Annotated in this window: 29 protein-coding genes; 15 read left to right on the top strand and 14 right to left on the bottom strand. The window is 68.8% G+C overall.

What is annotated here, in order from left to right; translation table 11 throughout:
* Positions 1-148 precede the first annotated feature (148 nt).
* Positions 149-925 (top strand): thermonuclease family protein, encoded by a 777-nt coding sequence (locus tag FXO18_RS02155; RefSeq protein ID WP_149359415.1) that lies wholly within the window; start codon positions 149-151, stop codon positions 923-925.
* Between the two features lie 27 nt (positions 926-952).
* Here the strand turns inward: FXO18_RS02155 and FXO18_RS02150 are convergent, their stop codons facing one another.
* The gene (locus tag FXO18_RS02150) at positions 953-1351 is read right to left on the bottom strand and encodes a VOC family protein (RefSeq protein ID WP_149359414.1); all 399 of its coding nucleotides are present in this window, start codon (positions 1349-1351) and stop codon (positions 953-955) included.
* The gene (locus tag FXO18_RS02145; RefSeq protein WP_149359413.1) at positions 1348-2265 is read right to left on the bottom strand and encodes a carbon-nitrogen hydrolase family protein; all 918 of its coding nucleotides are present in this window, start codon (positions 2263-2265) and stop codon (positions 1348-1350) included. Before FXO18_RS02145 ends, FXO18_RS02150 begins: the two co-directional genes overlap by 4 nt.
* A 186-nt stretch (positions 2266-2451) precedes the next feature.
* Between FXO18_RS02145 and FXO18_RS02140 the strand changes: the two genes are divergently transcribed.
* Positions 2452-4098: a helix-turn-helix transcriptional regulator gene (locus FXO18_RS02140; RefSeq protein WP_235900395.1), complete on the top strand. Its 1647-nt coding sequence runs from the start codon at positions 2452-2454 to the stop codon at positions 4096-4098.
* Positions 4099-4238: 140 nt separating this feature from the next.
* On the top strand, positions 4239-4910 hold the full coding sequence (locus FXO18_RS02135) for a hypothetical protein (RefSeq protein WP_149359412.1): 672 nt from the start codon (positions 4239-4241) through the stop codon (positions 4908-4910).
* Between the two features lie 52 nt (positions 4911-4962).
* Here the strand turns inward: FXO18_RS02135 and upp are convergent, their stop codons facing one another.
* The 3 genes from upp to FXO18_RS02120 are packed head-to-tail and all read right to left on the bottom strand — an operon-like array spanning position 4963 to position 8069.
* On the bottom strand, positions 4963-5592 hold the full coding sequence (gene upp / locus FXO18_RS02130; RefSeq protein ID WP_149359411.1) for a uracil phosphoribosyltransferase: 630 nt from the start codon (positions 5590-5592) through the stop codon (positions 4963-4965).
* A gap of 12 nt (positions 5593-5604) precedes the next feature.
* Positions 5605-6795, bottom strand: coding sequence for a DUF1688 family protein (locus FXO18_RS02125; RefSeq protein ID WP_149359410.1), 1191 nt, complete (start codon positions 6793-6795; stop codon positions 5605-5607).
* A complete protein-coding gene (locus tag FXO18_RS02120; protein ID WP_149359409.1) occupies positions 6792-8069 on the bottom strand; it encodes a GTP cyclohydrolase II in 1278 nt (425 codons plus the stop codon). The genes FXO18_RS02125 and FXO18_RS02120 overlap by 4 nt, the downstream gene beginning before the upstream one ends.
* A gap of 154 nt (positions 8070-8223) precedes the next feature.
* Here FXO18_RS02120 and FXO18_RS02115 point away from each other — a divergent pair, with 154 nt between their 5' ends.
* On the top strand, positions 8224-8892 hold the full coding sequence (locus tag FXO18_RS02115; protein ID WP_149359408.1) for a hypothetical protein: 669 nt from the start codon (positions 8224-8226) through the stop codon (positions 8890-8892).
* A 24-nt stretch (positions 8893-8916) separates the two neighbouring features.
* Here FXO18_RS02115 and FXO18_RS02110 read toward each other — a convergent pair whose 3' ends face one another.
* Positions 8917-9756, bottom strand: coding sequence for a VOC family protein (locus tag FXO18_RS02110; RefSeq protein WP_149359407.1), 840 nt, complete (start codon positions 9754-9756; stop codon positions 8917-8919).
* Between the two features lie 165 nt (positions 9757-9921).
* Between FXO18_RS02110 and FXO18_RS02105 the strand changes: the two genes are divergently transcribed.
* The 6 genes from FXO18_RS02105 to FXO18_RS02080 all read left to right on the top strand — a co-directional run bounded on the left by FXO18_RS02105 (position 9922) and on the right by FXO18_RS02080 (position 15701).
* Positions 9922-10386, top strand: a complete 465-nt coding sequence (locus FXO18_RS02105) for a hypothetical protein (protein WP_149359406.1) — start codon at positions 9922-9924, stop codon at positions 10384-10386.
* Positions 10387-10479: 93 nt separating this feature from the next.
* Entirely contained in the window at positions 10480-11151 is a 672-nt protein-coding gene (locus FXO18_RS02100; protein WP_149359405.1) for a HEAT repeat domain-containing protein, read from the top strand.
* Positions 11145-12182 (top strand): MerR family transcriptional regulator, encoded by a 1038-nt coding sequence (locus FXO18_RS02095; RefSeq protein WP_149359404.1) that lies wholly within the window; start codon positions 11145-11147, stop codon positions 12180-12182. Before FXO18_RS02100 ends, FXO18_RS02095 begins: the two co-directional genes overlap by 7 nt.
* A 126-nt stretch (positions 12183-12308) precedes the next feature.
* Positions 12309-13211: a 1-acyl-sn-glycerol-3-phosphate acyltransferase gene (locus FXO18_RS02090; RefSeq protein WP_149359403.1), complete on the top strand. Its 903-nt coding sequence runs from the start codon at positions 12309-12311 to the stop codon at positions 13209-13211.
* Complete coding sequence (locus FXO18_RS02085; protein WP_149359402.1) at positions 13208-15301, top strand: AMP-binding protein; 2094 nt, start codon at positions 13208-13210, stop codon at positions 15299-15301. Before FXO18_RS02090 ends, FXO18_RS02085 begins: the two co-directional genes overlap by 4 nt.
* A 40-nt stretch (positions 15302-15341) precedes the next feature.
* A complete protein-coding gene (locus tag FXO18_RS02080) occupies positions 15342-15701 on the top strand; it encodes a DoxX family protein (RefSeq protein WP_149359401.1) in 360 nt (119 codons plus the stop codon).
* Positions 15702-15824: 123 nt separating this feature from the next.
* On the opposite strand, the gene FXO18_RS02075 is transcribed toward FXO18_RS02080, so the two are convergent.
* Positions 15825-16301, bottom strand: coding sequence for a hypothetical protein (locus FXO18_RS02075; protein WP_235900394.1), 477 nt, complete (start codon positions 16299-16301; stop codon positions 15825-15827).
* Between the two features lie 91 nt (positions 16302-16392).
* On the opposite strand from FXO18_RS02075, the gene FXO18_RS02070 reads away from it, so the two are divergent.
* Positions 16393-17085, top strand: a complete 693-nt coding sequence (locus FXO18_RS02070) for a hypothetical protein (RefSeq protein ID WP_235900393.1) — start codon at positions 16393-16395, stop codon at positions 17083-17085.
* Here FXO18_RS02070 and FXO18_RS02065 read toward each other — a convergent pair.
* Positions 17054-18046, bottom strand: coding sequence for an LLM class flavin-dependent oxidoreductase (locus tag FXO18_RS02065; protein WP_187774134.1), 993 nt, complete (start codon positions 18044-18046; stop codon positions 17054-17056). The genes FXO18_RS02070 and FXO18_RS02065 overlap by 32 nt on opposite strands.
* Before the next feature lie 110 nt (positions 18047-18156).
* On the opposite strand from FXO18_RS02065, the gene FXO18_RS02060 reads away from it, so the two are divergent.
* The 3 genes from FXO18_RS02060 to FXO18_RS02050 all read left to right on the top strand — a co-directional run bounded on the left by FXO18_RS02060 (position 18157) and on the right by FXO18_RS02050 (position 21172).
* A complete protein-coding gene (locus FXO18_RS02060) occupies positions 18157-19179 on the top strand; it encodes an ElyC/SanA/YdcF family protein (RefSeq protein ID WP_149359399.1) in 1023 nt (340 codons plus the stop codon).
* Positions 19180-19266: 87 nt separating this feature from the next.
* Positions 19267-20850, top strand: coding sequence for a hypothetical protein (locus FXO18_RS02055; protein ID WP_235900392.1), 1584 nt, complete (start codon positions 19267-19269; stop codon positions 20848-20850).
* Between the two features lie 37 nt (positions 20851-20887).
* Positions 20888-21172, top strand: coding sequence for a hypothetical protein (locus FXO18_RS02050; RefSeq protein ID WP_149359398.1), 285 nt, complete (start codon positions 20888-20890; stop codon positions 21170-21172).
* Here the strand turns inward: FXO18_RS02050 and FXO18_RS02045 are convergent.
* Genes FXO18_RS02045 through FXO18_RS02035 form a run of 3 tightly spaced genes read right to left on the bottom strand, consistent with a single transcriptional unit; the run spans position 21159 to position 22932 of the window.
* Positions 21159-21845 (bottom strand): DNA alkylation repair protein, encoded by a 687-nt coding sequence (locus tag FXO18_RS02045; protein ID WP_149359397.1) that lies wholly within the window; start codon positions 21843-21845, stop codon positions 21159-21161. The two genes, FXO18_RS02050 and FXO18_RS02045, sit on opposite strands and share 14 nt — an antisense overlap.
* 35 nt (positions 21846-21880) lie before the next feature.
* The gene (locus FXO18_RS02040) at positions 21881-22045 is read right to left on the bottom strand and encodes a hypothetical protein (protein ID WP_223114443.1); all 165 of its coding nucleotides are present in this window, start codon (positions 22043-22045) and stop codon (positions 21881-21883) included.
* A gap of 29 nt (positions 22046-22074) precedes the next feature.
* Complete coding sequence (locus tag FXO18_RS02035) at positions 22075-22932, bottom strand: alpha/beta hydrolase (protein WP_235900391.1); 858 nt, start codon at positions 22930-22932, stop codon at positions 22075-22077.
* A gap of 345 nt (positions 22933-23277) precedes the next feature.
* Here FXO18_RS02035 and FXO18_RS02030 point away from each other — a divergent pair, with 345 nt between their 5' ends.
* Positions 23278-24027: an alpha/beta fold hydrolase gene (locus FXO18_RS02030; protein ID WP_149359394.1), complete on the top strand. Its 750-nt coding sequence runs from the start codon at positions 23278-23280 to the stop codon at positions 24025-24027.
* Here the strand turns inward: FXO18_RS02030 and FXO18_RS02025 are convergent.
* Genes FXO18_RS02025 through FXO18_RS02015 form a run of 3 tightly spaced genes read right to left on the bottom strand, consistent with a single transcriptional unit; the run spans position 23978 to position 26540 of the window.
* The gene (locus FXO18_RS02025; RefSeq protein ID WP_149359393.1) at positions 23978-25090 is read right to left on the bottom strand and encodes a serine hydrolase domain-containing protein; all 1113 of its coding nucleotides are present in this window, start codon (positions 25088-25090) and stop codon (positions 23978-23980) included. The genes FXO18_RS02030 and FXO18_RS02025 overlap by 50 nt on opposite strands.
* Entirely contained in the window at positions 25087-25845 is a 759-nt protein-coding gene (locus FXO18_RS02020; protein WP_149359392.1) for an ABC transporter permease, read from the bottom strand. The genes FXO18_RS02025 and FXO18_RS02020 overlap by 4 nt, the downstream gene beginning before the upstream one ends.
* Positions 25842-26540, bottom strand: a complete 699-nt coding sequence (locus FXO18_RS02015) for an ABC transporter ATP-binding protein (protein ID WP_149359391.1) — start codon at positions 26538-26540, stop codon at positions 25842-25844. The genes FXO18_RS02020 and FXO18_RS02015 overlap by 4 nt, the downstream gene beginning before the upstream one ends.
* Positions 26541-26558 lie beyond the last annotated feature (18 nt).

The raw sequence follows: 26558 nt of genomic DNA, 5'->3' as shown, positions 1-26558 counted from the left end.
CCGTCGCGTGGCAGTTGTGCGAGGCTTTGCACCCTCCGGCGCGCGATCGAGGGGATATTTCGTAGCACTTCCGAAGGTCGCGACGGGGGAGCGGAGGCGGATCCCGGTTCCGCCTCCAAGCCCGAGCCGTGGCGATATCCTCGGCCCCATGCGGCGCTTGCTGGTTCTCACGGTCCTGCCCCTGCTGTTCATCACCGGCTGCGAGTCGATTGCCACGGATGCTCCCGCTGGACTCGCGCCACGGTCCGAGCAAGCCACGACCGTCGCTGAGAGCAGTCCACGCGATCCCAAGGCTCCGGCCGATCGCGTCGACGGGCCTGGAAGCAACGAAGCCGGAAGCCCGGCACAACCGATCCAGCAGCCCCCAACGGAGCCTGCCCCGCCCGCGGGCCCGGTCCTGGTGACCGTCAGCCGTGTTGTCGATGGGGACAGCATCGAGCTCGTCGGCGGCGAGGAGGTCCGGCTCATCGGCATCGACACCCCCGAGTTTGGCGAGTGTGGCTTCGAGGCGGCCAAGCAGGCACTGCGGGCATTGATCGAGGGCAAGCAGGTTCGTCTAGTAGAGGGGGCACGCGATGATCGGGACCGCTACGATCGCCTGCTCCGCTATATCGAGGTCGGCACAACGGATGCTGGCCTGCGGCAGCTCATCGAAGGGCATGCCATCGCCCGCTACGACTCGCGCGATGGCTACGGCGTGCACGCGCGGGAGCAGCAGTACCGGGCCGCGGATGCTGCCACCACCAACACGTGCGCACTGACTCCTGCCCCCGCACCTGCACCCGCACCTGCACCTGCACCAGCGCCGGGACCTGGCCCGGGCTGGACCACCGATGCCCTGACTCCCGGCTACACCGGCTGCCGGCAGGGCTACCCGGGCGGGCGCATCAATGGCGTGTACTGGTGGAAGCCCATCCCTTGCTGAGACCGTGCGCCGCCGAACGCCCAGCGATCAGCTAGGCGGGGCGAAGAATTCCAGGGCGATCCCATCGGGGTCGCGGAAGCTCAGCCCCGAGCCGTAGGGAGCGTCCACGATCTCGCTGTGCTCGATGCCCAGCTCGTCGAGCCGCTGGCCCCACGCGACAAGCTCCGCGCGGTCCGCGCAGCCGAACGCGAGGTGGTCGAGCCCGAGGTGCCGCTCGCTGAAGGCACCGTCGTCGGTGGCGGTGTGCTCATGCAGTCCGATCAGGGTGCTGCCGATCTGGAAGACAGTGTGGTGGAAGCCCCCGCCGGTGGGCTCGTCGATGACTGGTTCGGTCCCGATCAGTCGCTGGTACCACGGTCGGCTCACCGCCAGGGACTGGACGGTCAGGGCCACATGGGCGATGCCGGGGAAGGGTTGAGCGCTCATCGATTGCCTCCATCGTTGGTGATCGTGAGGTTGAGGAGGTCGGGGCGGGAATAGTGCCCGACGGGGTCGAAGGTTCTGCGCCCCGCGGCGATGGCATCGAGATCGAGCACGCTGGTGACGACCCCGGCCTCGCCGACGAGCGGGCCCTCGAGGATGCCGCCGCCGGGGGCGACGATGGTGGTGTTGCCGTAGGACAAGTGATCCTCGGTGCCGCCATACATCTCGTCGGCGCCGGGAAGATCGCGCGGCATGTCGCTGCCGCGCAGGAACGCCGACACCCCAACGACGAACACTTGCCCCTCCTTGGCGATGTGGCGCAGCGTCGAGACCCACACATCACTATTGTCCCAGGTCGGGGCGAGAAGCACATCGATGCCTTGCTGGTACAGCGCGGCCCGGGCCAGTGGCATGTAGGCCTCCCAGCAGATCAGCGAACCGACCCGCGCACCGCCGGTATCCACGACGGTCAGCACCGGGCCGGTACCGTTCGCCCACACCAGGCGCTCGGCCCCGGTGGGCACGAGCTTGCGGTGCACCCCGGCGATCCGTCCACTGCTATCGATGTAGACCACTGCGTTGTAGAGCGACCCTGATCGGCTGCGCTCGGTGATTCCCAGTGCCACCCACGTCCCGGCTGCTTCCGCGGCGGCGCGCAGGTCATCGAGATCCGATCCCGAGAGGTCGACGGCCTGGTCCTGGAAGCGCGCGTACCACTCGCCCTCGCTCCACGGCTTGCTGCGCCACACGAAGTCCGGGTAGCCCGGCACGAATGACTCCGGGAACACCACCAGGCCAGCACCATCCGCGCCTGCCGCCCTTACGTGCTCGATGGCGACAGCGAGGGTGGCACCGCGATCGAGGTATGCCGGTGTCGCTTGCACCGCCGCGACGGCTAGGGTTCCACGGCTGCTCATTGGATGCTCGGATCAGTCGTCATGGCTTCCACCTAGGGTTGTCCTGCAAGCATGCGCCTCCTTGCATGGTTCGGGGGGACGTTTTCACCAGGACAGGCCAACCGATCGACCCAGTCGCTGATCGGTAGCACAGGACCAGCGCGGGGATAAGGTGGAAGGTGGCAGAGACTCCAAGAAGGTGCCACCGTGACGACCAGCGAATCCCGGGACAACACAGCCCCGCCCTGCCAGCTCGAGAGGGGCAGGGAGCTCTTCCGCGACCGTGCATGGGCCGAGGCGTACGCCGTTCTCGCCGCCGCTGCCGAGCGGGAGCCGATGCATCCCCGTGACGTGGAGCTGATCGCGACAGCAGCGTACGTACTAGGAAGGGACGTGGAGAGCGATGCGGCGCTCGAGCGGGCCTATCGGGATCATCTCGAGCGTGGCGACCTGCGAGGCGCAGCGAGGTGCGCGTTCTGGCTAGGGATCTCCCTGATCATGCGCGGGGAGCCCGCGCGCGGTGGCGGCTGGCTCGGCCGAGCGCATGACTCGCTCGACGATGCGCCCGAGGAATGCGCCGAGCGCGGGCTTTTGCTCGTGCCCGGCGGGCTCCAGGCGCTCGGCGAGCGAGACTTCGAGGCAGCACTCGCGGCGTTCTCCCGGGCCGGGCGGATCGCAAGCCTTTGTGGTGATGCCGATCTCGCGGCCCTGAGCAGCCTCGGCCAGGGGCAAGCCTTGATCCAGCGCGGCGACGTGCGCCAGGGGATGGAGTTCCTGGACTCCGCGATGGTGGCAGTGACCACCGGCGATGTCTCGATCATCCCATCCGGCATCATCTACTGTGCCGTGCTCATCGAGTGCCGACGGATCCTCGATCTTCGTCGCTCCCAGGAGTGGACGGCCGCGATGTCGCGGTGGTGCGGCAGCCAGCCCGATCTCGTGCTCTACCGGGGCCAGTGCCTCGTGCACCGCTCCGAGATCCTGCAGTGGCACGGGCAATGGGCCGAGGCAATGGACGAGGCACGCCGGGCTGTCCAGCGACTAGCGAAGCCGTGGCAGCCCGCGGTGGGGATGGCCTACTACCAGCTTGCCGAGTTGCACCGCCTGCGCGGCGACCATTCCGCGGCCGAGCAGGCTTACCACCTTGCTGTCGAGCACGGGCAGTCGCCGCAGCCCGGCCTGGCCCTGCTGCGCCGTGCCCAGGGCAACCTGGAGGCAGCGAAGGCCTCGCTGCGGCGCGTGCTCGACGAGACCGAGGATCCGCCAGCACGGGCCCGGCTGCTGGCCGCGCAGGCCGAGGTGATGCTCGCCGCCGGTGGGGCGGACAGCGCTCGCGAGGCAGCGGACGAGCTCGCCGGGATCGCCGATGCGGTGGCGACTCCTCTGCTGGTAGGACTCGCGGCCCAGTCGGATGCCGCGGTGCTGCTGGCCGAGGGCAAGGCCGCGCAGGCATGCCGAGAGCTGCAGTCCGCTCTGCGGGCATGGCAGGAGCTCGGCGCGCCCTATGAGGCCGCGCGCGCCCACGCGTTGCTCGCGCGCGCCTGCTGGGAGCTCGGGGACACCGACACCGCGCGGCTCGAGCTGGAAGCAGCGCGCACGACATTCAGCGAGCTCGGGGCGGCGCAGGACCTAGCGGTGCTTGCCGATGCGCGGAACCCAGGAGACCTGAGCCCGCGCGAGAACGAGGTGCTCGCGCACATCGCCGCGGGGCTGACGAACAAGGACATCGCTACGCGACTGGTGCTGAGCGAGAAGACCGTCGAGCGGCACGTCAGCAGCATCCTGGGGAAGCTGGGCGTGCCGAACCGCTCGGCCGCGACCGCCTACGCCTTCCAGCACGGGCTCGTCCGATAGGGGATTTCCCTCACTGCCGCAGTGGCGTGATCGCGGGGTATTGCCGATGCGGGAGCGCGGCATGCGTTCCTACGCTCGAGTACAGGACGGTTTCGGTGCAGCGATCCGTCCCTTCGGATCCAGAACCAGGAGGTCCTGTCATGACCAAGCACAACGCTGGAGCGGCGGCCACCGCGGTCGCCCCGATCATGCTTGCCGGTGCACTGCTGTGGCACCCGCCGATCCCGGGGCGGCTCCCGGACAGCGCGGCCGTCGCCGGGCACATCGCCGAGAACCCGGTGGTGTGGGGCCTCGCTCACATCGCGCTGGCCGTGGCGTCCGCGTTCCTGATCGTCGCGTTCGCCGCGATCCATGGTTTCCTGCGCGATGCGGGGGACCGCTGGCTCAGTGCCGCCGGGTTCAGTCTCATCGTGCTCGGCAGCCTGGGCTATGCGCTGCTGCCCGGCATGGAGTTCGGTCCGCTCGCCGCGCACGAGGCCGGCGCGGATGCTGGAGCCGTCCAGGACGCACTGATGACGTGGTTCACTCCCGTCCTGCTCATCAGTGGTGTGGCATTCGTGCTCGGCGCCGCGGGCTTCGCGGCAGCCATCAAGCGGACCGGGGCGCTGGGCCGGACCGAGGGCACGATCGCCGCGCTCGCGCTGATGGTCTTCGCCGCATCGCGCATCATCCCGATCGGCATCGTGCAGTTCTACGCGCAGCCCCTCGCCGCGGCCGTCGCGCTGTGGCTGATCGCCTCCGCGATGTGGGCATCCACCGCGACGCGCCAGCACCGCACGAGCACGAGGCCCCCGGAAGAAGCCAGGCTGTGACATCCGCAGGACTCTCCCCGGCCCGTACTCCCACGCACGGTCCGGGGAGGACCTACTTCGTCCCGAAGATCCGGTCGCCGGCATCCCCAAGCCCGGGCCGGATGTAGCCGTGCTCGTCGAGCTCGCGATCGATGGCGGCGGTGTAGATGGGCACATCCGGGTGCGCGCGGTGCAGCGACTCGATGCCTTCAGGGCAGGTCAGCAGGCACACGAATTTGATCGAGCGCGGCGCGAGCTCCTTGATCCGCTCGATCGCCGCCCGGGCGGTGTTGCCGGTGGCGAGCATCGGATCGACGACCACGATGTCGCGCTCGCCGAGGTCTTCAGGCATCTTGAAGTAGTACTCGACCGCCACGAGCGTGGTGGGCTGGCGGTAGAGACCGATGTGGCCGACGCGGGCACCGGGCACCACGCGCAGCATTCCCTCGAGGATGCCGGTGCCGGCCCGCAGGATGGGGACGAGCACGACTTTCTTGCCGTCGATGGCGCTGCCGGTGGTTGCCTCGAGCGGGGTCTCGATGTCGATGCGCTGGACCGGGAAGTCGCGCAGCACCTCGTAGGCCATGAGCGTGGAGATCTCTTCGAGCAGTTGCCGGAAGTTCTTCGTCGAGGTCTCCTTGCGACGCATCAGTGTCAGCTTGTGCGCGATGAGCGGATGGTCGATCACGTGAACCGTGCCCATGGTGTGCTCCTTCTAGAAGACCGAGCCGTCACTGGCGATCGACAGGGGTGGCAATCCGCCGCGCAAACGCTGCGCGGATGCGCGTCCTGCCGCCCACGTGCCCCCTTCGAGCACGCACGCCAGCGGCATCTGCTGCGCCCCGAGGCCGAGGCGGGAGCGAACGAGGGGGGCAAGCTCGTCGAGCAAGGACACGGTCAGCGCGCGCCACTCGACGACAAGCTCATCACCGACGCTCCACGTGCGGGCCGCGAGCCTCGGGTTGCGCAGCCGCAGCACACCGGTGTCGATCAGCAGGCCACCATTGCGGTACTCGGGCAGGCCCGTTAGTTCATCGAGTCCGGTAACCACCACGCCCGCTTGCTCGAGCGGCTCGAGCAGCGAGTACGCCAGCCACTGCGACAGCTTGTGCAGCGGCATCCAGCCCCGGGTCAGGCCCGGCCCGGCAACCGCCTCGTGGCGCCAGCAGTCACCCAGCGGCTCGTCGCCGATCGTGTTGCCCGACAACCAGATGCCCGAGAGGCCATCGAGCAGCACAGCCAGGACGCCGTGGGCAGAGATCTCCGCGGTCCCCTCGAACAGCCCGCTGGGGCGGCCCACGAGGGAGAGCGCATCGCCGAGGCGGTGCAGCAGCCGCACCCGGCCCTCCAGGCCGACCAGTGGGTTCTCGGAGCCGACCTGGAACGCCTCGGCCAGCTGCGCGGCGGTCAGGTCCCACAGCCCGACCACATCGACTTGCAAAGGTCTCGCCGGGTCGCTGGAGAACAGGCCATTGCTGAACGCGTGCCAGCTCGCCACGGCCAGGCCCTCGGACCGGGCGAGCACCTGGCCGCTCGCGTGCTCGGTGAACTTCCAGTCCGGTCCCGCGCCCGCATCGAGAAGGACACTGACCACCACGAGGTCGATCATCGCTGCGGCGCGCTCCCATCGATCGAGCCCGTCCAGACGCTGATGCAGCTCGGCGAGCCGATCGACTCCGCCGGCCTCGAAATGGCGCCACCGGCTGTGATACGGGATCTCCAGCGTGGGGTAGCGGTCGCGGGTGAGGGCAGCGACGTCAGCGGCAGCACCGTCGAGCGCGTCGTCATCCACGGAGAACCAGGTGGAACGACCATCGCGGGCGCGCTGCAGCAGCTGATCCGCCCGCTCCCGGATGGCGCGGGTAGACCGCAGCGCCGCCGCTGCCCGCGCGGGAGTCTCCGTCATCCGTCAAGCCCCCGCCCCTTGGCCTGCTTCAATTGCTGCGCATCCGGCACGGCGCCGGGAGTGAAGTAGCCCGCGGCCATCTTCGCGTCGATCTCCACGCGCGCATCCAGCGGGACCAGCTCGTCCGGGATGTTCACCCGCTCACCAACCTCGATGCCCGCTCCTATGATCGCGTCGTACTTCAGATTGCTCATCGACACCAGGCGGTGGATGCGCTGGATGCCCAGCCAGTGCAGCACATCGGGCATCAGTTCCTGGAACCGCATGTCCTGCACGCCCGCCACGCATTCGGTGCGGGCGAAGTACCGGTCGGCGGTGTCCCCGCCCTCCTGGCGCTTGCGCGCGTTATAGACCAGGAACTTGGTGACCTCCCCGAGCGCCCGGCCCTCCTTGCGGGAGTACGCGACCATGCCGGCCCCACCGTGCTGCGTGCCGCGGATGCACTCCTCGATCGCATGGGTCAGGTACGGGCGGCACGTGCAGATGTCGGAGCCGAACACATCGGAGCCATTGCACTCGTCGTGGACCCGCGCGGTCAGCTCCACCGACGGATCGGCGAGATCGCCGGCCGAGCCGAAGATGTACACCGTCTGCCCGCCGATGGGAGGCAGGAACACTTCCAGGTCGGGGCGGGTGACGAGCTCCGGGAACATGCCGCCGGTCTCCTCGAACAGCACCCGGCGCAGCTCGGTGGCCGTGCACCCGAACCGGTCGGCGATGCCTGGCAAGTACCACACCGGCTCGATCGCGACCTTCGTGACCACCGCGGCACCACTGGCGAGCAGTACTCGGCCATCGGGCACGAGCCGCCGATGCGCGATCGCCTCGGCGATCTCCGGCAGCGACACATGCGCCCTGGTCACCGCGATGGTGGGACGGATATCCAGCCCCGAGGCGAGCTCGCCAGCGAATGCCTCGCCGATCATCGCGCCCCACGGGTCCATGCTGACGATCGCGCCCGGGTCGCTCCACCGTGGATAGGGGCCTATGGTCACCGCCGGGGCGGTGTTGGTCAGGTCGGCGCGATGGTCCCGCGACAATGCTCCCGCCGCGACCGCGAGCGCCCGGTAGACGCTGTAGGACCCGCTATGGGTGCCGATGACATTGCGTTGCGCCCGCGAGGCCGTCGTGCCGATTACCGGACCGCGCTCGACCGGGGACGGCGCGCCCCATTTGATCGGCAGGGAGCCGGCGCTTTTCGCATGCGAGGTCAGCCGGATGTGGCCGGACTGGCTGGCCCCGTCCGGAGCTGGGTGGTTCGTATCAGTGGACATGGTGCCCCCTGGTCGTCGATCCCGGCCACGCGGGGAGTAGGACTCAACGATACTGGCCGCAGGACCTAGCGCGCAGCGCGACGGGCTGCGGCCACCCGTGGGCTATCGGTTCTCCGGGAGGCCTCCGCTCTGGTGTTCAAGTACGATCGGGCCCGTGGCTGAGCGGCACCCGGACCAGAGCTGGACACTGGAGACTGGCGGCCAGCACCACCGGGTCACCGTGTGGGGATCGGCTGGCCGCCGCATCGAGTGGCAGATCGATGATGTGGTGGTGGCGGAGAAGAAGTCGTGGGACGGCAAGGTCAGGCTCACCGCCGATGATGCCGGCACGATGTTCCTGCGCTTCTCCTCGATGGGGACGCCCCAGCGGGCCACCTATCTGAGCAGCACCGGGCCAGAGGTCTCGCTCAAGGCGGCGGCAGGGATAGCGGGAATCGATCTGGTCCCGGAGCCGGGAACCCCAGCGGCCAAGCATGAAGATCGCTTGCGCGACCATCCGACGCTCTATCCCATGCTGCAGGCGCTCGGTGGAGCGGCCGGGGTCATGGCCTCGGTGCTGATCGCGGTCCTGCTCGCGAGGCTCCTCTCCTCGATCGACTGGCCAGACCTGCCGTCCGTCCCCCTCCCAAGCCTCCCATCGATTCCCCTGCCGACGATCCCGCTGCCCAGCATTGACCTCCCGGACGTCACGGTCCCGGACTGGGTGCGCTGGCTGCTCGACAAGCTGAAATACGCGTGGCCCGTGATCCTCGCGTTTGTCATTGCCCGTGCTGAGGTGCGCCGTCGGCGCAAGCAGGACAAGGCTCGCCGGAGCGAGGACTAGGGAGGGGCTGCGGCGCCCCGTGGGCTAGCCGTTCTCGGGCGCGAAGTGGTTGGCCCCGAACACCGCCCCCGCCGGATCGCGCAGCACCGACGCCCGGACCCACGGCGCATCGGTGGGCGCCATCACCACGGTGCCGCCGAGCTCGACAGCCTTGGCGGCGATGGCGTCCGCGTCCTCGACGGCGAAGGTGATGCCCCAGTGCGGCTGGGTGACCGCATCGTCGGCAGGGAGGGGATTGAGGCTCGCGACGACGTTCTCGAAACCGGTCGGGCCACCCATCTCGACGATCGCCTTGGTGTGGCCGGGCATGAGCAGGTCAATGTGGTCGCCGTACCCAGGCAGCGTCCACATCTGCCCGCCTGGACCGAGATCGAGGACCTCCCAGCCAAAGACCGCGTGGTAGAACTCCTTGGCCGCCTCGAGATCGCGGCTGTGCAGGTCGTTGAAGTTCACCGCGCCGTGCTCGTTGACCACGGCGGAACCACGGTGGGCACGCGGCTGCCAGATCATGAAGCGCGCGCCCTCGCGGTCGGCGCATACCGCCATGCGGCCCTGGTCGAGCACATCCGCAGGCTCCACCACGACCGTGCCGCCGGCATCGGTGACCCGGTTCGCGGTCTCGTCGGCGCTTTCCACCCACACGTAGGTGTTCCACGCGGGCGGCTCCTGCGAACCGGTGATCGCGGCGACATCGCCACCGCTGAGGCGGCCGATCAGGTACTGCGCGTCCGAGCCTGGCGGCATGACGTCCTCGCATCGCCACCCGAACAGCTCGCCGTAGAACCGGGCGGCGGCATCAGGGTCGGGCTGGTTCGTGTCGGCCCAGCAGGGCACTCCGGGGATATAGCGGTCGAGCGCGCTCATCAGGATTCCTTCCACGCCGTTGAGTGACAGATCACATCCTGCGCCTGGGCACTGACAAGAATTGCTGGCGCCGGGGGAGCAGACGCGCGGAGCCCGGGACAACCTGCCAGGCGGGGACGTAGCCTGAATGCGAGGCCATCACCAGGGATCATGAACCGGGGCACCATGAAACGCACACGAACTGCTACCACTCTCGGCGCGGCGATGCTCGCGTCGCTCGCGCTGGGCACGAGCACCGCAGCGGCAGAGCCTCTCGGCGTCCTTCAGCTGCCCGCGCACAGCCTCGTCGTCTCTGGCCTTGTCGTGCCCGGCATCCACGGCGCGGCGGTGAGCGTCACCAGCGCTGGGCCCGGCGATGTCACCTTCGCCGCACCGACCAGGCCCGAGGCATGCGCCACGACATTCGGGGGCGCGCTCGTGCGCATCGACTACCTCAACGTCGCGACCGGGGCCGCGGGCACCACCACGGTGCGACCCTGCACGAGTTTCCTCGATCCCACCCCGGAGGCCTCGACCGTGCATACCGGTCCGGGCCTGGTCGTGTTCAGCATCGGCGTCACGGGCTCGGACTACCGCCCTTCCGCGGGACAGCCGTCCCTGCCCGGCCTCGGCACGTTCACCGCCCCCTAGTCCCACTAGCGAGCCCCACTAGCTGGCCACCGGCGACGCTTGACCTTGACACGATGGCAAGGTTTCTACTGTCTGGTAGAGGAGGTGGCCGCCATGAACACTGCCCACCACGCACTGGATGCCCGATTGATCGACGCGCTCGCCGGTTCCCGCTCGTCGACACGGCTGCGGGCCGCGCTGATCGCCGGATCCCAGCCGCACCCAGGATTGCTGGAGCCACTCATCGCCCGCTGCGCGACCGAACTGGACTTCTTCGTGCGTGACATGCTCACCTGGGCGCTGGTCCGCCACCCCGCCGAGGCCACTGTGCCGCGGCTACTCGTGGAGCTGGGCTCGGCGTCCGCCCAGGCCCGCAGCCAGGCCCTGCATACGCTGTCGAAGATCGGGGATCCGGCTGCCTGGCCGGCGATCCTGCCGCTGCTCAACGATGACGACGCCGAGGTCGCGCGCAGTGCCTGGCGCGCCGCTGTCGCGCTCGTTGCGCCCGGGCACGAGGCCGCGCTGGCTGAGCGCCTCGCGACGCAGCTCGGCCGCGGCGACGACGAGATGCAGCTCAGCCTGAGCCGCGCCCTGATGGCGCTCGGAGAAACGGTTCCATCGCTGCTCAGCGCGGCCCGTGGCAGCGATGACCCATTGGCGCGGGCCCACGCCATCGCCACCGAGCGACTGCTGAGCGACCCCAGCGCGGAGTTCGCCCCCGCGCTCGAGCATGCCAAGCGCATCGCCAGCACGGGGGTAGAACCGACGGGGGAGCCCGGATGCTGATCGGGGAGGTAGCGCGGCGCTCCGGGGTGAGCACGCGCATGCTGCGCCACTACGAGTCCTTGGGCCTGGTCACCCCCTCGGGCCGCACCTCCGGCGGCTACCGCGAGTACTCCGGCGCGGACATCCAGCGGATCCTGCACATCGAGAGCCTCCGGTCCCTCGGACTCTCGTTGCGCGAGGTGCAGCGCGCGCTCGACGATCCCGCCTTCGCGCCGTCCACGCTGTTCGGGGACTTGATCGGCCAGACCCAGCTGCGGATCGACCGCGAGCAGGACCTGCTCGCCAGGCTCCGCAGCATCGAGGCTGCCGACCCGGCCGAATGGGGCGATGTGCTGGGAATCGTCAGCCTGCTGCGCGCGCTGGGATCGGAGCATGCTGCGCTCCGGCAGCAGGCGATCCTGTCGTCGACCCCCGGCACGCGCGTCCCTGCGGACGTCCTGGCCGAGGCGGCGCTCACCGAGGACGATCAGAACGTCGCGGGCGCCTTGATGTGGGCGCTGGCCAGGACTGGCACTGATGGACTGGCTCGTATCGCACCAGGCTTGACCGCGCCGGACGCGGAAACCCGGCGGCGCGCGGTGGTGGCTGTCGCCGCTGTGCAAGGCGCGGAAGCGATTGCCCTGCTCGAGGGAGCGCTCACCGATCCCGACGACATGGTGCGGCGCCGCGCGGCACTCGAGCTCGGAGCCCGCGCGCAGGCCACGGCGGTGCCCAGCCTGATCGCGATGGTGGTCGCGGGAGCCAGCGACGTGGAGGCAGCGGAGCACCTGGGGACATTGGCATCGAGCGCCCGGGAGGCCGAGAGGATCGTCCGCGCGCTGGCCGGTGCGCTCGGAACCGATGCCAACCCGAGGTCCCGGCTGCGCCTCGCCCAGGCGCTCGCCGAGATCCCGGGCGAGGCGGCGGCTGCTGAGCTGGACCGGATGACACGGGATGAGGATCGCACCGTCGCCCTCACCGCCCGGGCGATCCTGGCAGATCAGGGTCCGCGGCACCGGTCGTCGGCTCGCCGCCACGCCACAGGCGAGTAACGCCCGTCGCACCCGGGCTAGGCGAGGAGGAGCGGAGTCGCCGAACCCTCGACGCCCGCCCCCGGCCCCGACCTACACTGGGGCCATCGCTACCCCGCGTGCGCACGGACCGGATAGAGGAGCGCGATGGCCTTCGGCGAAACCGTAGCTGGGCGAATCCTCGGTACCGCGCGGGCCCTGGGCCAGGGGGTAACAGGTAGCGTCACCCGGCCACTCTCGGGATTCCTGCCGCGGTTCCGCCCCGGTGATCTCGAGGCCCGCGATCCGGATTCGATCCGGGAACTGCTTCCCGGCCTGTGGCTGCTGATGAGCCTGTGGTTCCGCCCTGATGTGCGCGGCCTGCACCATATTCCCGCCGAGGGCCCCGTGCTCATCGTCGGCAACCACACCGGCGGCCTCCAATCGCCCGAGGTGTTCATCTCCCAGCTCGCGATCTCCTCGTACCTCGGCACCGAGCGGCCGTTCTACCAGCTGGCGCACCGGATGGTGCTGAACTCGCCGTTCGCGTGGCTGCTGCGCCGCTTCGGCACCGTCGAGGCCGATCCGGACAACGCCGATATGGCTCTGTCCGAGGGGGCCGTGCTGCAGGTTTTCCCCGGTGGCGACTACGAGGTTTTCCGGCCAAGCTGGGAGTCGTCCAAGGTGGACTTCGGCGGCCGGAAGGGCTTCCTGCGCCTCGCCCACAAGCACGATGTGCCGATCGTGCCGCAGGTGACCATCGGTGGCCAGGAGACCGCGCTGTTCCTCTCCCGGGGGGAGTGGCTCGCTCGATTGCTGCACTTCGACCGGATCTTCCGGCTCAAGACCATTCCCATCATGGTCGCGGTGCCCTACGGCCTCGCGCCACCCTTCGCGCCGTTCGTGCCCCTGCCGTCGAAGATCGTCATCCAGTACCTGCGCCCCATCGATCTGCGTGCCGAGCATGGCGAGGACCCGGACTGGGACGCTGTCTACGACGATGTGCTGGCACGGATGCAGGACGTGCTCACTGCCTTGCAGATCGAGCGGAAGCTACCGGTGATCGGATGAAGTTCGAGCAAGCAGTCGAGATCGATGCTCCGCCGGAGGACGTGTGGGACGCTCTCGCGGACCCCGCGCGCATCGCACGGTTCGTCGGCACCGGCATGACCGCCACCGCAGCGCGCGACGGCCAGGAACCCGCTCTCGACGCGCGCTACCGCGTCCACCTGAAGCTCGGCGCCGCACTGGTGGGAGGCGATGTCATTATCGTCGACTGCACGCCCCCGCGCGAGTTCGCATGGAACGCCTTCACTGGCGTCGATCATCGCTTCCGGTTGCGGTTGCGGCCTCGCGGCAATGGCCGCACAGCAGTGACGCTGCGCTTCTCCTACGATGCTCCCGGCGTGCTCGGAGCGGTGGCCGATCTCGTCGCGTACCCGAGGGTGCATGCGATGTTCAGCCATGCGCTCGAGGCCGCCAAGACCGAGATCGAGCATCATGCGACACCCCAGCCCCCGCCTCCCTCGCTGCCACGCCGCGCCGTCAAGGAGATCGTCAACGCCGGGATCCTCGCGCGCAGCGGCATCGTGCGACCAATGATGCCCGCCATGCTCGTCCGGATCGCGTGGGCAGCACGCACCTGGGGGCTCAGCCTCGCAACGGTCGTCGCTTCGGGTGCGATCCGCACTCCTGAATCGACGCTGGTCATCGACGAGTTCGGCACCCGGACCTACGCGGAGACCAACGAGCGCACCACCGCCATCGCCGCTGGCCTCGCGCAGCACGGTGTCACCGAGACCGCCACCGTCGCCGTGCTCGCCCGCAATCACGGGGGCCTCATCGATGCCCTGGCGGCCGTGGCGAAGACCGGGGCGGACGCCTTGCTGCTCAACACCGGCTTCTCCGGGCCCCAGCTGCGCGAGGTGATGCAGCGCGAACCCGTGCGCGCCCTCATCTATGACAGAGAGTTCCACAGCCTGGTGGGCGAGGAGCCCGAGCATCTGCTGCGGGTCCTCAGCGACGCGGATGCCTACGATGGGCAGCCCTCTGGCGATGCGCTGAGCCTCGCGTCCCTCGCCGAGCAGCATCACGGCCACCGCTCGCCCGTTCCGGGACGCTCCGGCAAGCTCACCCTCCTGACCTCCGGCACGACCGGCACGCCCCGCGGAGCCACCCGCGGTGCCGTCGCCGCGAGCGGCGCGCCCACCCTCGAGGCGCCCGCCGCGCTGCTCGACCGCATACCACTGCGCGCCGGGATGCGCATCGGCCTGGCCGCGCCGGCCTTCCACGCCTGGGGGCTCGCGAACCTTGCCATGGCCCTGGGACTGGGCGCATCGGTGGTGATGATGCGCCGGTTCGATGCCGAGGCGTGGCTCGCGGAGATCGATCGCTGCCAGTGCGAGGCACTCATCGCGATCCCCGTGATGCTCCAGCGAATCCTGGAACTGCCCGACAAGGTTCGTGACCGCTACGACACCTCCTCCCTCCGCGTGGTCGCGGTGTCGGGCTCCGCGCTCCCGGGCGACCTCGCCACCCGTTGGATGGATGCCTTCGGCGACACCCTCTACAACCTCTACGGATCCACCGAGGTCGCCTACGCAACGATCGCCACCCCACGAGATCTGCGCGCGGCACCGGGCACCGCTGGGCGACCGACCCGAGGCACCACCGTGCGACTTCTCGACGACACGGGCAACGAGGTCCGGCAGGGCGAGACTGGTCGCATCTTCGTCGGCAACGCCCAGTTCTTCGAGGGATACACCGGCGGCGGCGACAAGGAACGCATCGGCGGTCTCATGGCGACCGGCGACGTCGGCCAGTTCGACGAGGCAGGCCGTCTGCACGTCCTCGGGCGCGACGACGAGATGATCGTCTCCGGCGGGGAGAACGTCTACCCCCGCGAGGTCGAGGACGTCATCGCCAGCCACACCGCCGTCGCCGAGGTCGCATGCGTGGGAGCTGCAGACGACGAGTTCGGACAGCGCCTCCGGGCATTCATCGTCCCGCGGGATGGCCACGAGATCACCGCCGACGACATCAAGGACCTCGTGCGCTCCCGGCTCGCGCGCTACAAGGTGCCCCGTGATGTGGAGTTCCTCGACGCGCTGCCCCGCAACACCACCGGCAAGATTCTCAAGAGCGAGCTCGCACGACCGTAGTCGGGTTTGCTGGGAGACCGCACGGAGACCAGGAGGAGCAATGTTCGACGTACCGGATCCCCTGTGGCCCACCGTGCTGCTCGCCGCCATCCTGCTGGGCGACGCCCTGATCTCCATCCGGCCACCACGGTTCGTCACCGACTGCCTCGACGGCGTCGGGTTCCCACTCGAGTGGGGATGGACGCTGGTGTACATCAAGGTGCTCGCCACGGCCGGGCTGCTCGTCGGACTGGCGCATCCCGGCATCGCCGCCGCCACCAATGCCGCGGTCATCGGCTACTTCCTCGCGGCGGCCTACTCCCACATCCGGGCGCGATTCCTCGGCAGCGTCTTCTGGTTCAACTGCCTCGGGATGCTCGCTCTCTCGGTCGCGGTCTTCGTCGGCTCGTACCTGGTCTAGCTGGGGCGGGATGCGCTGGGGGGTAGCCCCCGACGCCGGTTGTGCGAGGTTTTGCACCCAGTCTCGCGAGCAAGAGGGTGCATTCGGTAACACTTCCGGGGTGGGTGCGGGGGAGCTGTGCGCTCACACCAGCGATACGAGCAAGGCGTGGGAGACCACCTCATAGTCGTCGGAGACGCGTGCGCCACGAAGCCGTCTCGCCGGACCCACGTGGCGCACGCTATGCCAGCCGGGAGGCCCAGTGGGCGCGCGAACTGCTCGTCGGCACAGCGATGCTCGCTCAGCAACCCGCACCCTGCCTGTCGGCTGCGTGCGGTAGTCCAGCCACAGGTAGCGATCCCAGACCAGGCATCCGGCAAGAGTCGTTTCGCCTATCGCGTTGAGGCTCTCGGGGACCATCGTCGTGAAACCCTCGCCGAGGTGCGCGACGCGTTCCGTCTGCCCGCGCACTGTCACTTCCTCGACGAATGCCGTGATCTCGCAGATCATCTCGTCCGGAACCTCCAGTATGCCGGGCGTGGCCCAGTAGGTGGACGGCTCGCACACCTCGCCCACGCACGGAGCGTCCGGGAATGGCTCGAGATCCTCGATCATCCACATCGCTAAAGGCACCACCGAAAGTAGCTTTCGGCCCTTGGCCAAGGGCCGCCCGGTCCTAGCCCGCTCCGCGCGCGGGGTCCATTCTTGAACCATGAATCCCCATCGCCGCAGCAGCATCGGCCCGGTCCGTCGCGCGGCGCGAGCTGCCATCGAGACGTTCGCCGCCATCGCCCTGGTGAAGATCCACGTCCTGCTGGGGCGCCCGCTCCGGAGGTGGCGGACCACCTGGGGGACCACGGAAGCCGAGCGGCAACAGGCCTATCCGGGCGATGAGCTCCTAGCGAATCCGAACTGGACCTACACCCACGGTGTGACGATCGATGCGACGCCGCGCGACGTATGGCCCTGGATCGTGCAGATCGGCCAGGGCCGCGGGGGCTTCTACAGCTATCAAGCGCTCGAGAACCTGGTCGGCTGCCGCATCACGAACGCGCACGCGATCCTGCCGCAGTTCCAGCACCTCGAGGTGGGGGATGCGATCCGGCTGCATCCGAAGGCGCCGCCCATGCCTGTCGCGCTGATCGACGCGCAGAGCCACCTGGTGCTGTTCGCCTTCGACGCGAGCTCGAACGATGCCACCCTCTGGGGGTTCCAGCTGGTGCCCGTCAGCGGTGGCCGAACGAGGCTCATCGAGCGCGGCGGCAGCTCGCATGGTGACACGATGGCAAGCCGTCTGGCTTTTGGCCGGATGCTGCTGGAGCCCATCAGTTTCGTGATGAGCAGGAAAATGCTGCTCACCATCAAGGCGCTCGCTAGCGCGAAGCGACGCTATCCAGCCCGCTGACCTCGGACAGGATCTCCAGCGACCGTAGCCGCGCGTCGCGGTCGGTGGCAGCGGAGAGCACGATCAGCTCGTCAGCGGCGGCATGGCCGGTGAACTCATCGAGGTACTGAGCAACCTCGGATGCAGTACCGACGGCGGAGTAGCGGCCCATCTGGCGGACTTGCTGGCCCGCGGGCGAATCGAGCAGCAGATCCGCCTCCTCGCGCGTGAACGACCGTCCCTTGCCAACGAGGCGGGTCACCCGGAAGCGCTGGGCATCCTCGAACAGGCGCATCGCGTCGCGCTGGCTGTCGGCGGCGATCACGTTCACCCCAGCGATCACGTAGGGGTGCTCGAGCTGCCGGGATGGCTGGAACTCGCGCCGGTACGCCGCGACCGCGGCCTCGAGGGCATCAGGGGCGAAGTGCGACGCGAAGGCATACGGCAGTCCGAGCGCCGCCGCGAGCCGGGCACCAAACAGCGACGAGCCGAGGATGTAGAGGGGGACATGGGTTCCCTTGCCGGGGATGGCCTCCACGCCGGGGATCGTGGACTCGTCGGACAAATAGCCCTGCAGCTCGAGCACATCGTGGGGAAAGCTGTCCGCCGACGAGGGGGAGCGGTGCAGGGCCCGCAGCGTCTTCTGGTCCGTGCCCGGCGCGCGACCGAGCCCGAGGTCGATGCGGCCCGGATGCAGGGTGGCGAGCGTCCCGAACTGCTCCGCGATCACCAGCGGCGAATGGTTGGGCAGCATGACCCCGCCCGCGCCGAGTCGGATCGTCGAGGTATGCGCCGCGATATGGCCGATGAGCACGCTGGTAGCGGAGGACGCGATGGACTTCATGTTGTGGTGCTCGGCGTACCAGATCCGTTCGTAGCCCCACTTCTCGGCGTGCTGCGCCATCTCGACGCTGGCCGCGAAGCTGTCACGGGCGGTTTCATTGTCGGCGATCGATGCGAGGTCAAGTATGGAGATCGGCACGCTTGGTGCAACGACGCTGCTAGCCAGAGTATTTCCGCTCCGCGCGACATCGTTACCGAGACGCTGCCGGAGGACACTCCGGCCCGCGCCTTGCCGAATAGCGTGGCCCCATGATCTCGCTTGCCCGCGCCAGCACCCTCAGCCTGGTGCTGCTCTCGGCCACTGCCAGCCTCACCATCGCTGCCCAGCCGGGCGCGCCGATCGAAGCTGCCGGCCCGGTCAGGGTCATCAACGCAGCGACCGAGGCCGATGCCGCCACCTTCTACAACTCCGCGCAAGCCCGGTTCGCGGCGCACGACGCGATCACCGGGCTCGCCGCTCTCGAGCGGGTGCTCGCGATCACGCCGAACGATGCGGAAGCGCTGGCATTGCAAGCGATCTGGGCCGAGCAGGCCAACGATGCCGTCACCCGTGACGCGGCACTCGGCCGCCTCGCGGACATCGATCCGCCCTTCGCCCAGACGGCACGTGATGTCATCAACGGCGTCGACGCGGCCGCCCGGATCGTGCCTTCCACCTCGCCCGCTGTCGTGGAAGCATCGCCGGTCGCGATCGTCATTCTCGGCCACGGCCTCCGCGATGACGGCACGATGGCACCCGAGCTGATCAAGCGCCTCACCGCTGGCCTCGCGCAGGCCTACGCCAATCCCGGCGCCCCGATCTACGTCACCGGCGGCGCCCCGAAGCGGGGGATCATCGAGGCGGCCGCGATGCAGCAATGGCTGCTCGACCACGGGGTACCGGCATCGAGGATCACCACCGAGGATCGCTCGACCTCGACGGTGGCCAACGCGCAGAACACCACCAGGCTGCTGCAGCAAGCAGGGATCGAGGATGTCGTCCTGGTGACGTCACCGAGCCACGTCCGGCGGGCCGCAGCCAATTTCGCCGCCACAGGCACCCTCGTCGCGGGGACCACCACGACCGATACCGAGCTCGCGGCGTTCCTGGCTCCCTACACCAAGGCACAGCAAGCGGGCATCCGGCTCGAAGCCACGCGTGCTGCCGGGATCCCCAAGAGCAAGCAAGCCCCACCTCCTCCCGCCACGCACACCGGCTCCGGTGATTCACCGGCCGCGGACCTGCTCACCACGCTCACCGGCGCCAGTGGGTCACTAGAGCCCGTGCAATAGCCCCGCCCGGCGCACAATGAGTGAAGAACCGTCCCAGCCGACGGGAGGCCCGCCGTGATCCTGTTTCCCGAGGGAACACCCCGATCCGTGATCGATCGTGCGGAGAGTGGTCCGCGCGAGCCTGCGACCGACCCCACGCTGGGCATCCCCCTGCCCGCGACGGTGGCATCCACGAGATCGGGCACCCCGCCGCATCGGCTCGTCGTGATCGGCGATTCGCTGTCGCAAGGCTTCCAGAGCTTCGCCATCCACAACACTGACCTGTCGTACCCGGCGATCATCGCGCGCGAGCTCGGCTGGCAGCGGTCCTTCCGGTTTCCGCGCTACCGCGGCCACGGCGGCCTGCCGATGAACCTGGAGTACCTGCTGCGCGTGCTCGAGGACAAGCATGGGGCGCGGCTGGACTGGTGGGACCTGCCGCTGGCGCCATTCACTGTTCACTCGTGGATGGCTCAGGTGGAGGACTATTGGGAACGTGGCCCCGGCAGCATCGAGCCGCCGCCCGGGCCGATCAACCACAACCTGTCGATGTTCGGCTGGGACCTGCGCGACAGCCTCGAATGGACATATGACCGATGCGCCGCGGTGCTGGCGGGAAATCCGCCGGGCAACGATCTCCTCGCGCAGCAGGTGGAGCACGCCGCGTTGCGGGCCGCTCTGCGGGTGTATCCGCGAGCGACGACGGAGCAGCGGGGGATGACACTCTTCGACGCGGCCAGGGCACTGGGGGAGCAGCACAAGACCACGACGGAAGCCGGCATCGAGACCCTCATCGTTTTCCTCGGCGCCAACAATGCCCTCAAGGCCGCCACCAACCTGGAAGTGAGGTGGTCAGGGCCCGGCTTCGATCAGCTTGGCGCCAAGAGCCAATACACCGTGTGGACGCCGGAGCACTTCCGGCAGGAATACGACGAGATGATCGAGCAGGTGCATACCATCAACGCGCGCCACGTCATCCTGTGCACCGTCCCACATGTGACCATCGCGCCGATCACCAATGGCATCGGTGGCAAGATCGGCCCCCGCTCGCGGTACTTCGACCACTACGTGTATCCGTGGGTGGGGGAATCGACGTTCAGCAGCCATCGGGACAAGCACCTCAGCGGGGCACAGGCCCGCGCGATCGATTACGCCATCGACGCCTACAACGACCACATCGAATCGATCGTCCGCGAGGCGCGAGCCGATGGCAGGGACTGGCTGCTCCTCGATACCGCCGCCTTGCTCGACAACCTCGCCTCCCGCCGATTCCATGAGGATCCTTCCGCGCGCCCGCAGTGGTGGACCGGGTACGAGCTTCCTGGTGCGCTAGCAGCACTCGACCCGCCACTGACCACGAGGTTTCTCGCCGCGGATGGGCACGGCGGGCGTGCTGCGGGGGGCCTGTTCTCTCTCGACGGCGTGCACCCCACCACGGTGGGCTACGGCATCCTCGCCCAGGAATCCATCCACACCATGCGCGCTGCGGGAGTGCGCTTTCGCGACCCGGATGGATCGCCGAGGAATGATCCCATCCACGTGGACTTCGACCGCCTCATCCTGCGCGACACTCTCGTCCGGCATCCCCCGCAGAACATCGGCTCGGCCAAGGGGATCATCGGCTGGATCGATGAGATCCTCGACCTGACCGGTACGTCCCTCGCTGGGGGAGTCCTCGGCACCGAGGCGTAGTCCGGGGGGGCCTAGCCCGGAGGCCTAGGCTGGGGGAGTGAAGCGACTGCCCGCCCTGGCCCTCCTCCTCGCGCTGGGGATCCTCAGCCTGCCTCTGTCGGCCTACTTCCTCGACGGGGCACGGACCGAGAACTGGATCATGCCCGCGCAGCTCGGCGCGATGGCACTACTGGGCGCCCTGGTAGCTCTGGTACTGCCGCTGGCGCGCGACGGGGCATCAGGCATCCGCAAGGCCACGATCGGCGCTGTGGCAGGCATGGGCATGGCGCTCGTCGGCATCGTGATCTTCTGGTTCCTGCTCAACGGGCTCAGCGGCGCTTGACGGTGGTCCCAGCCTGCCGCCGTACGATCTCCGTGATCCAGGTCGGCGCGAATGGCGATGTGCAGCCTGGGGGAGTCGGGTAGTCCTTGAGCACCTCGAGCCGCTCACCGATGTCGATCGCGCGGGCGCGATGCTCGGCATGGTCGATCCCGATCTGCGCGAGGCAGTGGTTCATCGACCATTGCAAGCGGTCCGGGGCTTCCTTCATGCCAGCTTCGATGACGTCGAGCAGCCCCGCCAGGTGCAGGCCCTCCGGGTTCTTCGTCACACGCTCGGTCGTCAACGCCCATCCGGCGCTCGCTACCACCGGATCAGGGTCGGAAAGCCAGTCCGTGCGCAATTCCTCGGCATGCGGGCTCTTCTTGACCACGTAGTTCACGAGCCAGTCCTGCACCTTGGGGGTGCGGGCCTCGCGCAGCATGGCGTCGAGCTCGTCCCGGTCGAACGCCTTCGGCCGACAGACCAGCAACGCCAGCAATCGCGCCGCGGAGTCACCCGTGGCCCACAGCTCGCGCGCGAGCTCCTGCTCGGACTTGATGCGCTTCGCGATCGCACGCAGCTTGGTGAGGTTGACGCCATGATCGTCACCATGCTTCACGTTGAGCTCACGGATCCTTGGGTCCGCGAGCCCTGCCAGCTCGGCCATGATCCCAGCAAGCGTCGATCCGGGCATGTGATCCTCCTTCGCGCCGCTGCGCCAGCGCTGGACTACTCGTGCTCGCCGGATCCCCGGCGGCCGTCGATGACCGCGCCGATGGTTATGGCAATGCCGAAGCTCATCGCGATGCCAATTGGCAGCCACAGCGCGATGCTTCCCGTCGCGACACCGACTATCACTCCGATCACCGCTCCGAGCATGATCCCAATCGTCATGGTGAGAGGCAGGACGCTGGGCCGCTGCCTCATGCCCGATCCATCCTCGCGCTCACATCATCGACGAAACGAGCGATCTCGTCGAGGGCCCGCGATGCAGTCTTCGAGACCCGATGCGCCACCTGGAACACATGCACCCGTCGGCGATAGAGGCTCAGAGTGCCCGTGCCACCGATCTCGTTGAGCCGCTCGATGTAATGCTCCGCGTCCCCGGTCAGCAGCTCAGCGTCACTAGCCTGCACGAGCACGGGCGGCATGACGGCCAGATCATCGACGGTCAGCAACAATTCCGGGTCAGTCACCGCCACGCCGCGCCAGTTCGGGGCCATCAGCGCCCGCGCGGCATCGGTGTAGTAGGCGGGAGCCTTCGGGTGCTTCTCGGCCATCCAGTGGCGGCTCAGCGTCATCGTCGGATCGATCACGGGAGATAGGGCCACCACACCAGCCGGAACAGCAAGGCCCGCCCGGTGCGCCCGCGGAGGCAGGCCCAGCGCGAGATGCCCGCCAGCGGAATCACCGCACACCACGATCTGCTCGGGCCCCAGGCCAGAGTCGAGAAGCCACCGGTAGGCGCGCAGCACATCGTCAGCGGCAGCCGGGTAGGGATGCTCGGGAGCCCTGCGGTAGTCCACCGAGAACACTGGTCGCTGGGAGCGCGACGATAGCTCACTGGTCAGGCCCCGGTGCGACAAGGGCGAGCCGCTCACGAACCCGCCTCCATGCACATACAGCAGCACACCACCATCGCGCGCACCAGCCCCCGGGCGCTCGACCCACTCGCCCCGCACCTGCCCACCTTCCGTGCGCGCGCGGACCTGCTCGACCCTCGTGTCCGGATGCGCCCGGAACGGGGGCCGGGTCAAGTACCGATCCAGAAACAGCCGCATCGCACGCACCTCAGCGTGCGTGACCGTGCCGCGCGAGCCCAAGCGACGGACGTACTGGCCCACCGCATGCCGCCCCCGCCTCCTCGCGGCTCGGCGCAGTTCATCCAACCTCGGAGCAGTCACAGGGCGCATAGCTCGATAGTGCCATATCTCGGACCAGCGTTAGGAGCGCTATGTCGCCCATCTGGAGTCCCGACACCCATCCACGGACCCCGCTCGCACCCTTGACGGTCTTGCGGGACAGGTGCATGGTCGAGGGATCGGGCCACATGCTGCAGAGGTTCTCGGCGGGCGCCGGATCACTCGGACAGCATCGGCGAGGCGAGATCCGCGCGAGGAGAAGCGATGAGCGATCTCTGGATGGAATCGTGGGGAGCAGGCGATCCCGTGATCCTGGTCCACGGCTCGCTGGCAACAGGAGCCGAGGAGTGGCAGGCGCAGGAGCCGCTTGCCCACGAGGGGTATCGGCTGCTCGTGCCTGATCGGCGCGGCTACGGCAGGAGCCCGGCGGCCGAGGGCGAGGACTTCCTGCGTGATGCCGACGACATCGCCGATCTCATCCTTGATGGTGCGCACCTCGTCGCGCACTCCTATGGCGGGCTCGGTGCCATGCTCGCCGCGGCACGAAGACCAGGATCGGTTCGCTCGCTCGCCCTGCTGGAGCCCCCTGCGCTCACGCTGGCTACCCACCCGGACGCAGCCCGGCTGGTCGACAGAGTGCGCAGGTCCTGGGAGGAAGAACTCAGCGACAGGGAGTGGCTCGAGCGGTTCCTCGAAGCAGTAGGAACAGATCCGGCATCGCTGCCCGCCGAGGTGCTTGACGATGCCATGCCCATGGTGCCTATCACTCGTCGGGGCCGCCGCGCTTGGACCTGTGAGCTTCCCGTCAACGAATTGGCGGCGGCCCGGTTCCCCAAGCTCGTGGTCTCCGGTGCGCATAATCCGGGCTTCGATGCCATTTGTGACGAACTGGCGGAGCAGATCCACGCCATTCGCGCGGAAGTCGCGGGCGCGGGCCACGAGATCCAGTTCACCGGGGACCCGATCAACAACCTCCTGCTTGACCTGTGGCACGGCGGAGCAAGCGAGCGGTGACTGCCACGAGGTCAACGGGATCGACCGAGCCGTCGTTGGTCAGCACGACGATGGTGATGTCGCGATCAGGCAGGTAGGTCATGGTGGCGGCAAACCCCGGGTCCGCGCCCGAGTGCCCGATCGCGGTGTCATCGACGTAGGCCTGGCGGTGCAAGCCCAGGGGCTGCCCGTCGTCCGCGCCGAGCATCGTCGCCATCGACGTCGGCTGCAGAAGGCGGCCACGGAACAAGGCAGCAGCGAACCGTTGCAGGTCGGTGACCGTCGATATGATGTTGCCGACCGCCTCTCCCTCGGACTCCAGCGCTGGCCAGGAACCCCCGCCAACATTATCGAGCTGCCCGTCGGCGTCGATGTCGGCGTAGCCCGCGACCAGCTCGGGCGGGACGCCATCGACACTGGGGATCGAGACGCTGGGGATCGAGGTGTCGTGCATTCCCAGGGGCCCGAGGATGCGTCGGCGCACCTCGATCGCCCACGGGTTGCCGGAGACGGCCGCGATGACCTGGCCGAGCAGCGTGTAGTTGGTGTTGGAGTACGCGAAACGCCTCCCCGGCGCGTGCCCCAGGTCGCGGTCGGCGATGAGCCCGATGAGCTCGTCGGCGGTCCAGCGGCGGTCACGGTCGGTGCGTTGCCCGTCGAGGAAACCGTGCACGCGCTGGTAGTCAGGTATGCCGCTGGTGTGAGCGAGGAGGTGGCGCACGGTGACGTCCTCGCCCCACGGGAAGCCGTCGAGGTGGCGGGCGACGGGGTCGTCGAGGCCCACCCTGCCCTCCTCGACCAGCTGCAATGTGACCACCGCGGTGAACGTCTTGGTGACGCTGCCGATGCGGAACTGGTCGTCGGCGGCCAACGGTGCCTGGGCGTCGATGTCGGAGAGCCCTGCCGTGCCGACCCACACTGACTGGCCGGGTGCGTCGACGGCCATGGCCACCCCGACCGCGCCCGAGCGGGCCTGCCAGGCGGCGAGCAGCTCCGGCAGGTCGTCCGCGGCGTTGACCGGGTCCGGGGCGCATCCGGACACCAGTGCCACGAGGATGACTATCACGCTGAGTCGGCGTCTCATGCCAGATCCCGTTCCAGGGTGACGCGGGTGGCGACCAGGGCGATCACGAGCGCGTAGGCGGATAGCAGCAGCCCACCCTGGAGCGGGGCCAGCAGTGGCAGTGCCGGCGAGGGCGGGGCGATGCCGGCGACCGCGAGAGCGGCGCCGTTGACCGTCCAGCCGTAGAGCTGGGGCGCGAAGCCAGTGAGCAGCCCCGACTCGATGATCTGGAGCCAGACGATGACACCGACCAAGGCGGCTGCCTGGTTCGGGACCAGCGCGCCGACGCCCACCCCGATCATGGCGAGCAGCCCGGCGACGGCCACCAGTCCGACGGCCGACAGCAGGATCTCGGACTGCCACAGGTCCAGGGGCACACCCTTGGCGGCGTGCCACGCGGCAGCAGTACCTAATGCCGCGACCGTGGCCACGGCGCCGAACCCGAGCCCGGCGAGCCCGTACGCGGCGAGCTTGGCCCCGACGACACGCAGGCGGTTGGGAGTTGCGAGGAACGTCTGGGTGATGGTGCGGTGGCGGTACTCGCCGGAGACCGCCAGCACGCCGAGCAGTGCCGTGAAGTACATCGCGTAGCGCGGGGCGCCGATGATCGTCTCGAGGCTGTGCGGGGTGCCCAGGGAGGGATACGTGCCACTGCCGGCATTGGCGAGCGGCGGGTACAGCACCAGCCCGACCAGCCCGAGGGCACCGGCGAGGAGCGCCCACGTGGTCCGGGTGGTGCGCAGGCGGAACAGTTCAGCGTGGAGCAAGCGGGTCATCCCAGGTCTCCTGTCAATTGGAAGAACGTGCGTTCCAGGTTCTCGCCGGCCTCGATCGGCTTGTGGGCGACGAGGCGGCCCTGGCGGATGATCACGACCTGGTCGACGGTCTGTGCCACCTCGGTCAGCACATGGCTGGAGATCAGCACGGTGCGACCGGAGTCGGCGAAGCCCCGGACGAAGGCGCGGAGCCAGGCGATTCCCTCCGGGTCGAGCCCGTTGGCCGGTTCGTCAAGGATCAGGATCTCGGGATCACCAAGCAGCGCCGCCGCCAGGCCGAGGCGCTGCCGCATTCCCAGGGAGTACCCGCCGACGCGACGGCGCGCCGCATGCGTCAGGTCGACCTCGGCGAGCACCTCATCGACGCGGCCGGGAGCCACTCCCGTCGCGATCGCCAGGCCGCGCAGATGGTCGCGCGCGGTGCGGCCCGGATGGTGGCCAGCGGAGTCGAGGAGGGCGCCGACGGTCCGGGTCGGCTCGGCGAGCTCGCGGTAGGGGGTGCCGTTGATGGCGGTCGTGCCCGAGGTCGGTGTGATGAGGCCGAGCAGGGCCCGAAGGGTCGTGGTCTTGCCGGCGCCGTTGGCACCGAGGAACCCGGCGACGGTGCCGCGGCCGATCGAGAAGGTGAGGTCGTCGACGGCGACAACGTCCCCGAACCGCTTGGTCAGGCCCGTGACGGTGATGGTGTCGTTCATGGCTTCCACGATCCGGTC

Origin of the sequence: Lolliginicoccus suaedae, from assembly GCF_008312885.1 — a bacterium.
GTDB classification, from domain to species: Bacteria; Actinomycetota; Actinomycetes; order Mycobacteriales; family Mycobacteriaceae; genus Lolliginicoccus; species Lolliginicoccus suaedae.
This window is presented reverse-complemented; position numbering and strand designations above follow the sequence as displayed.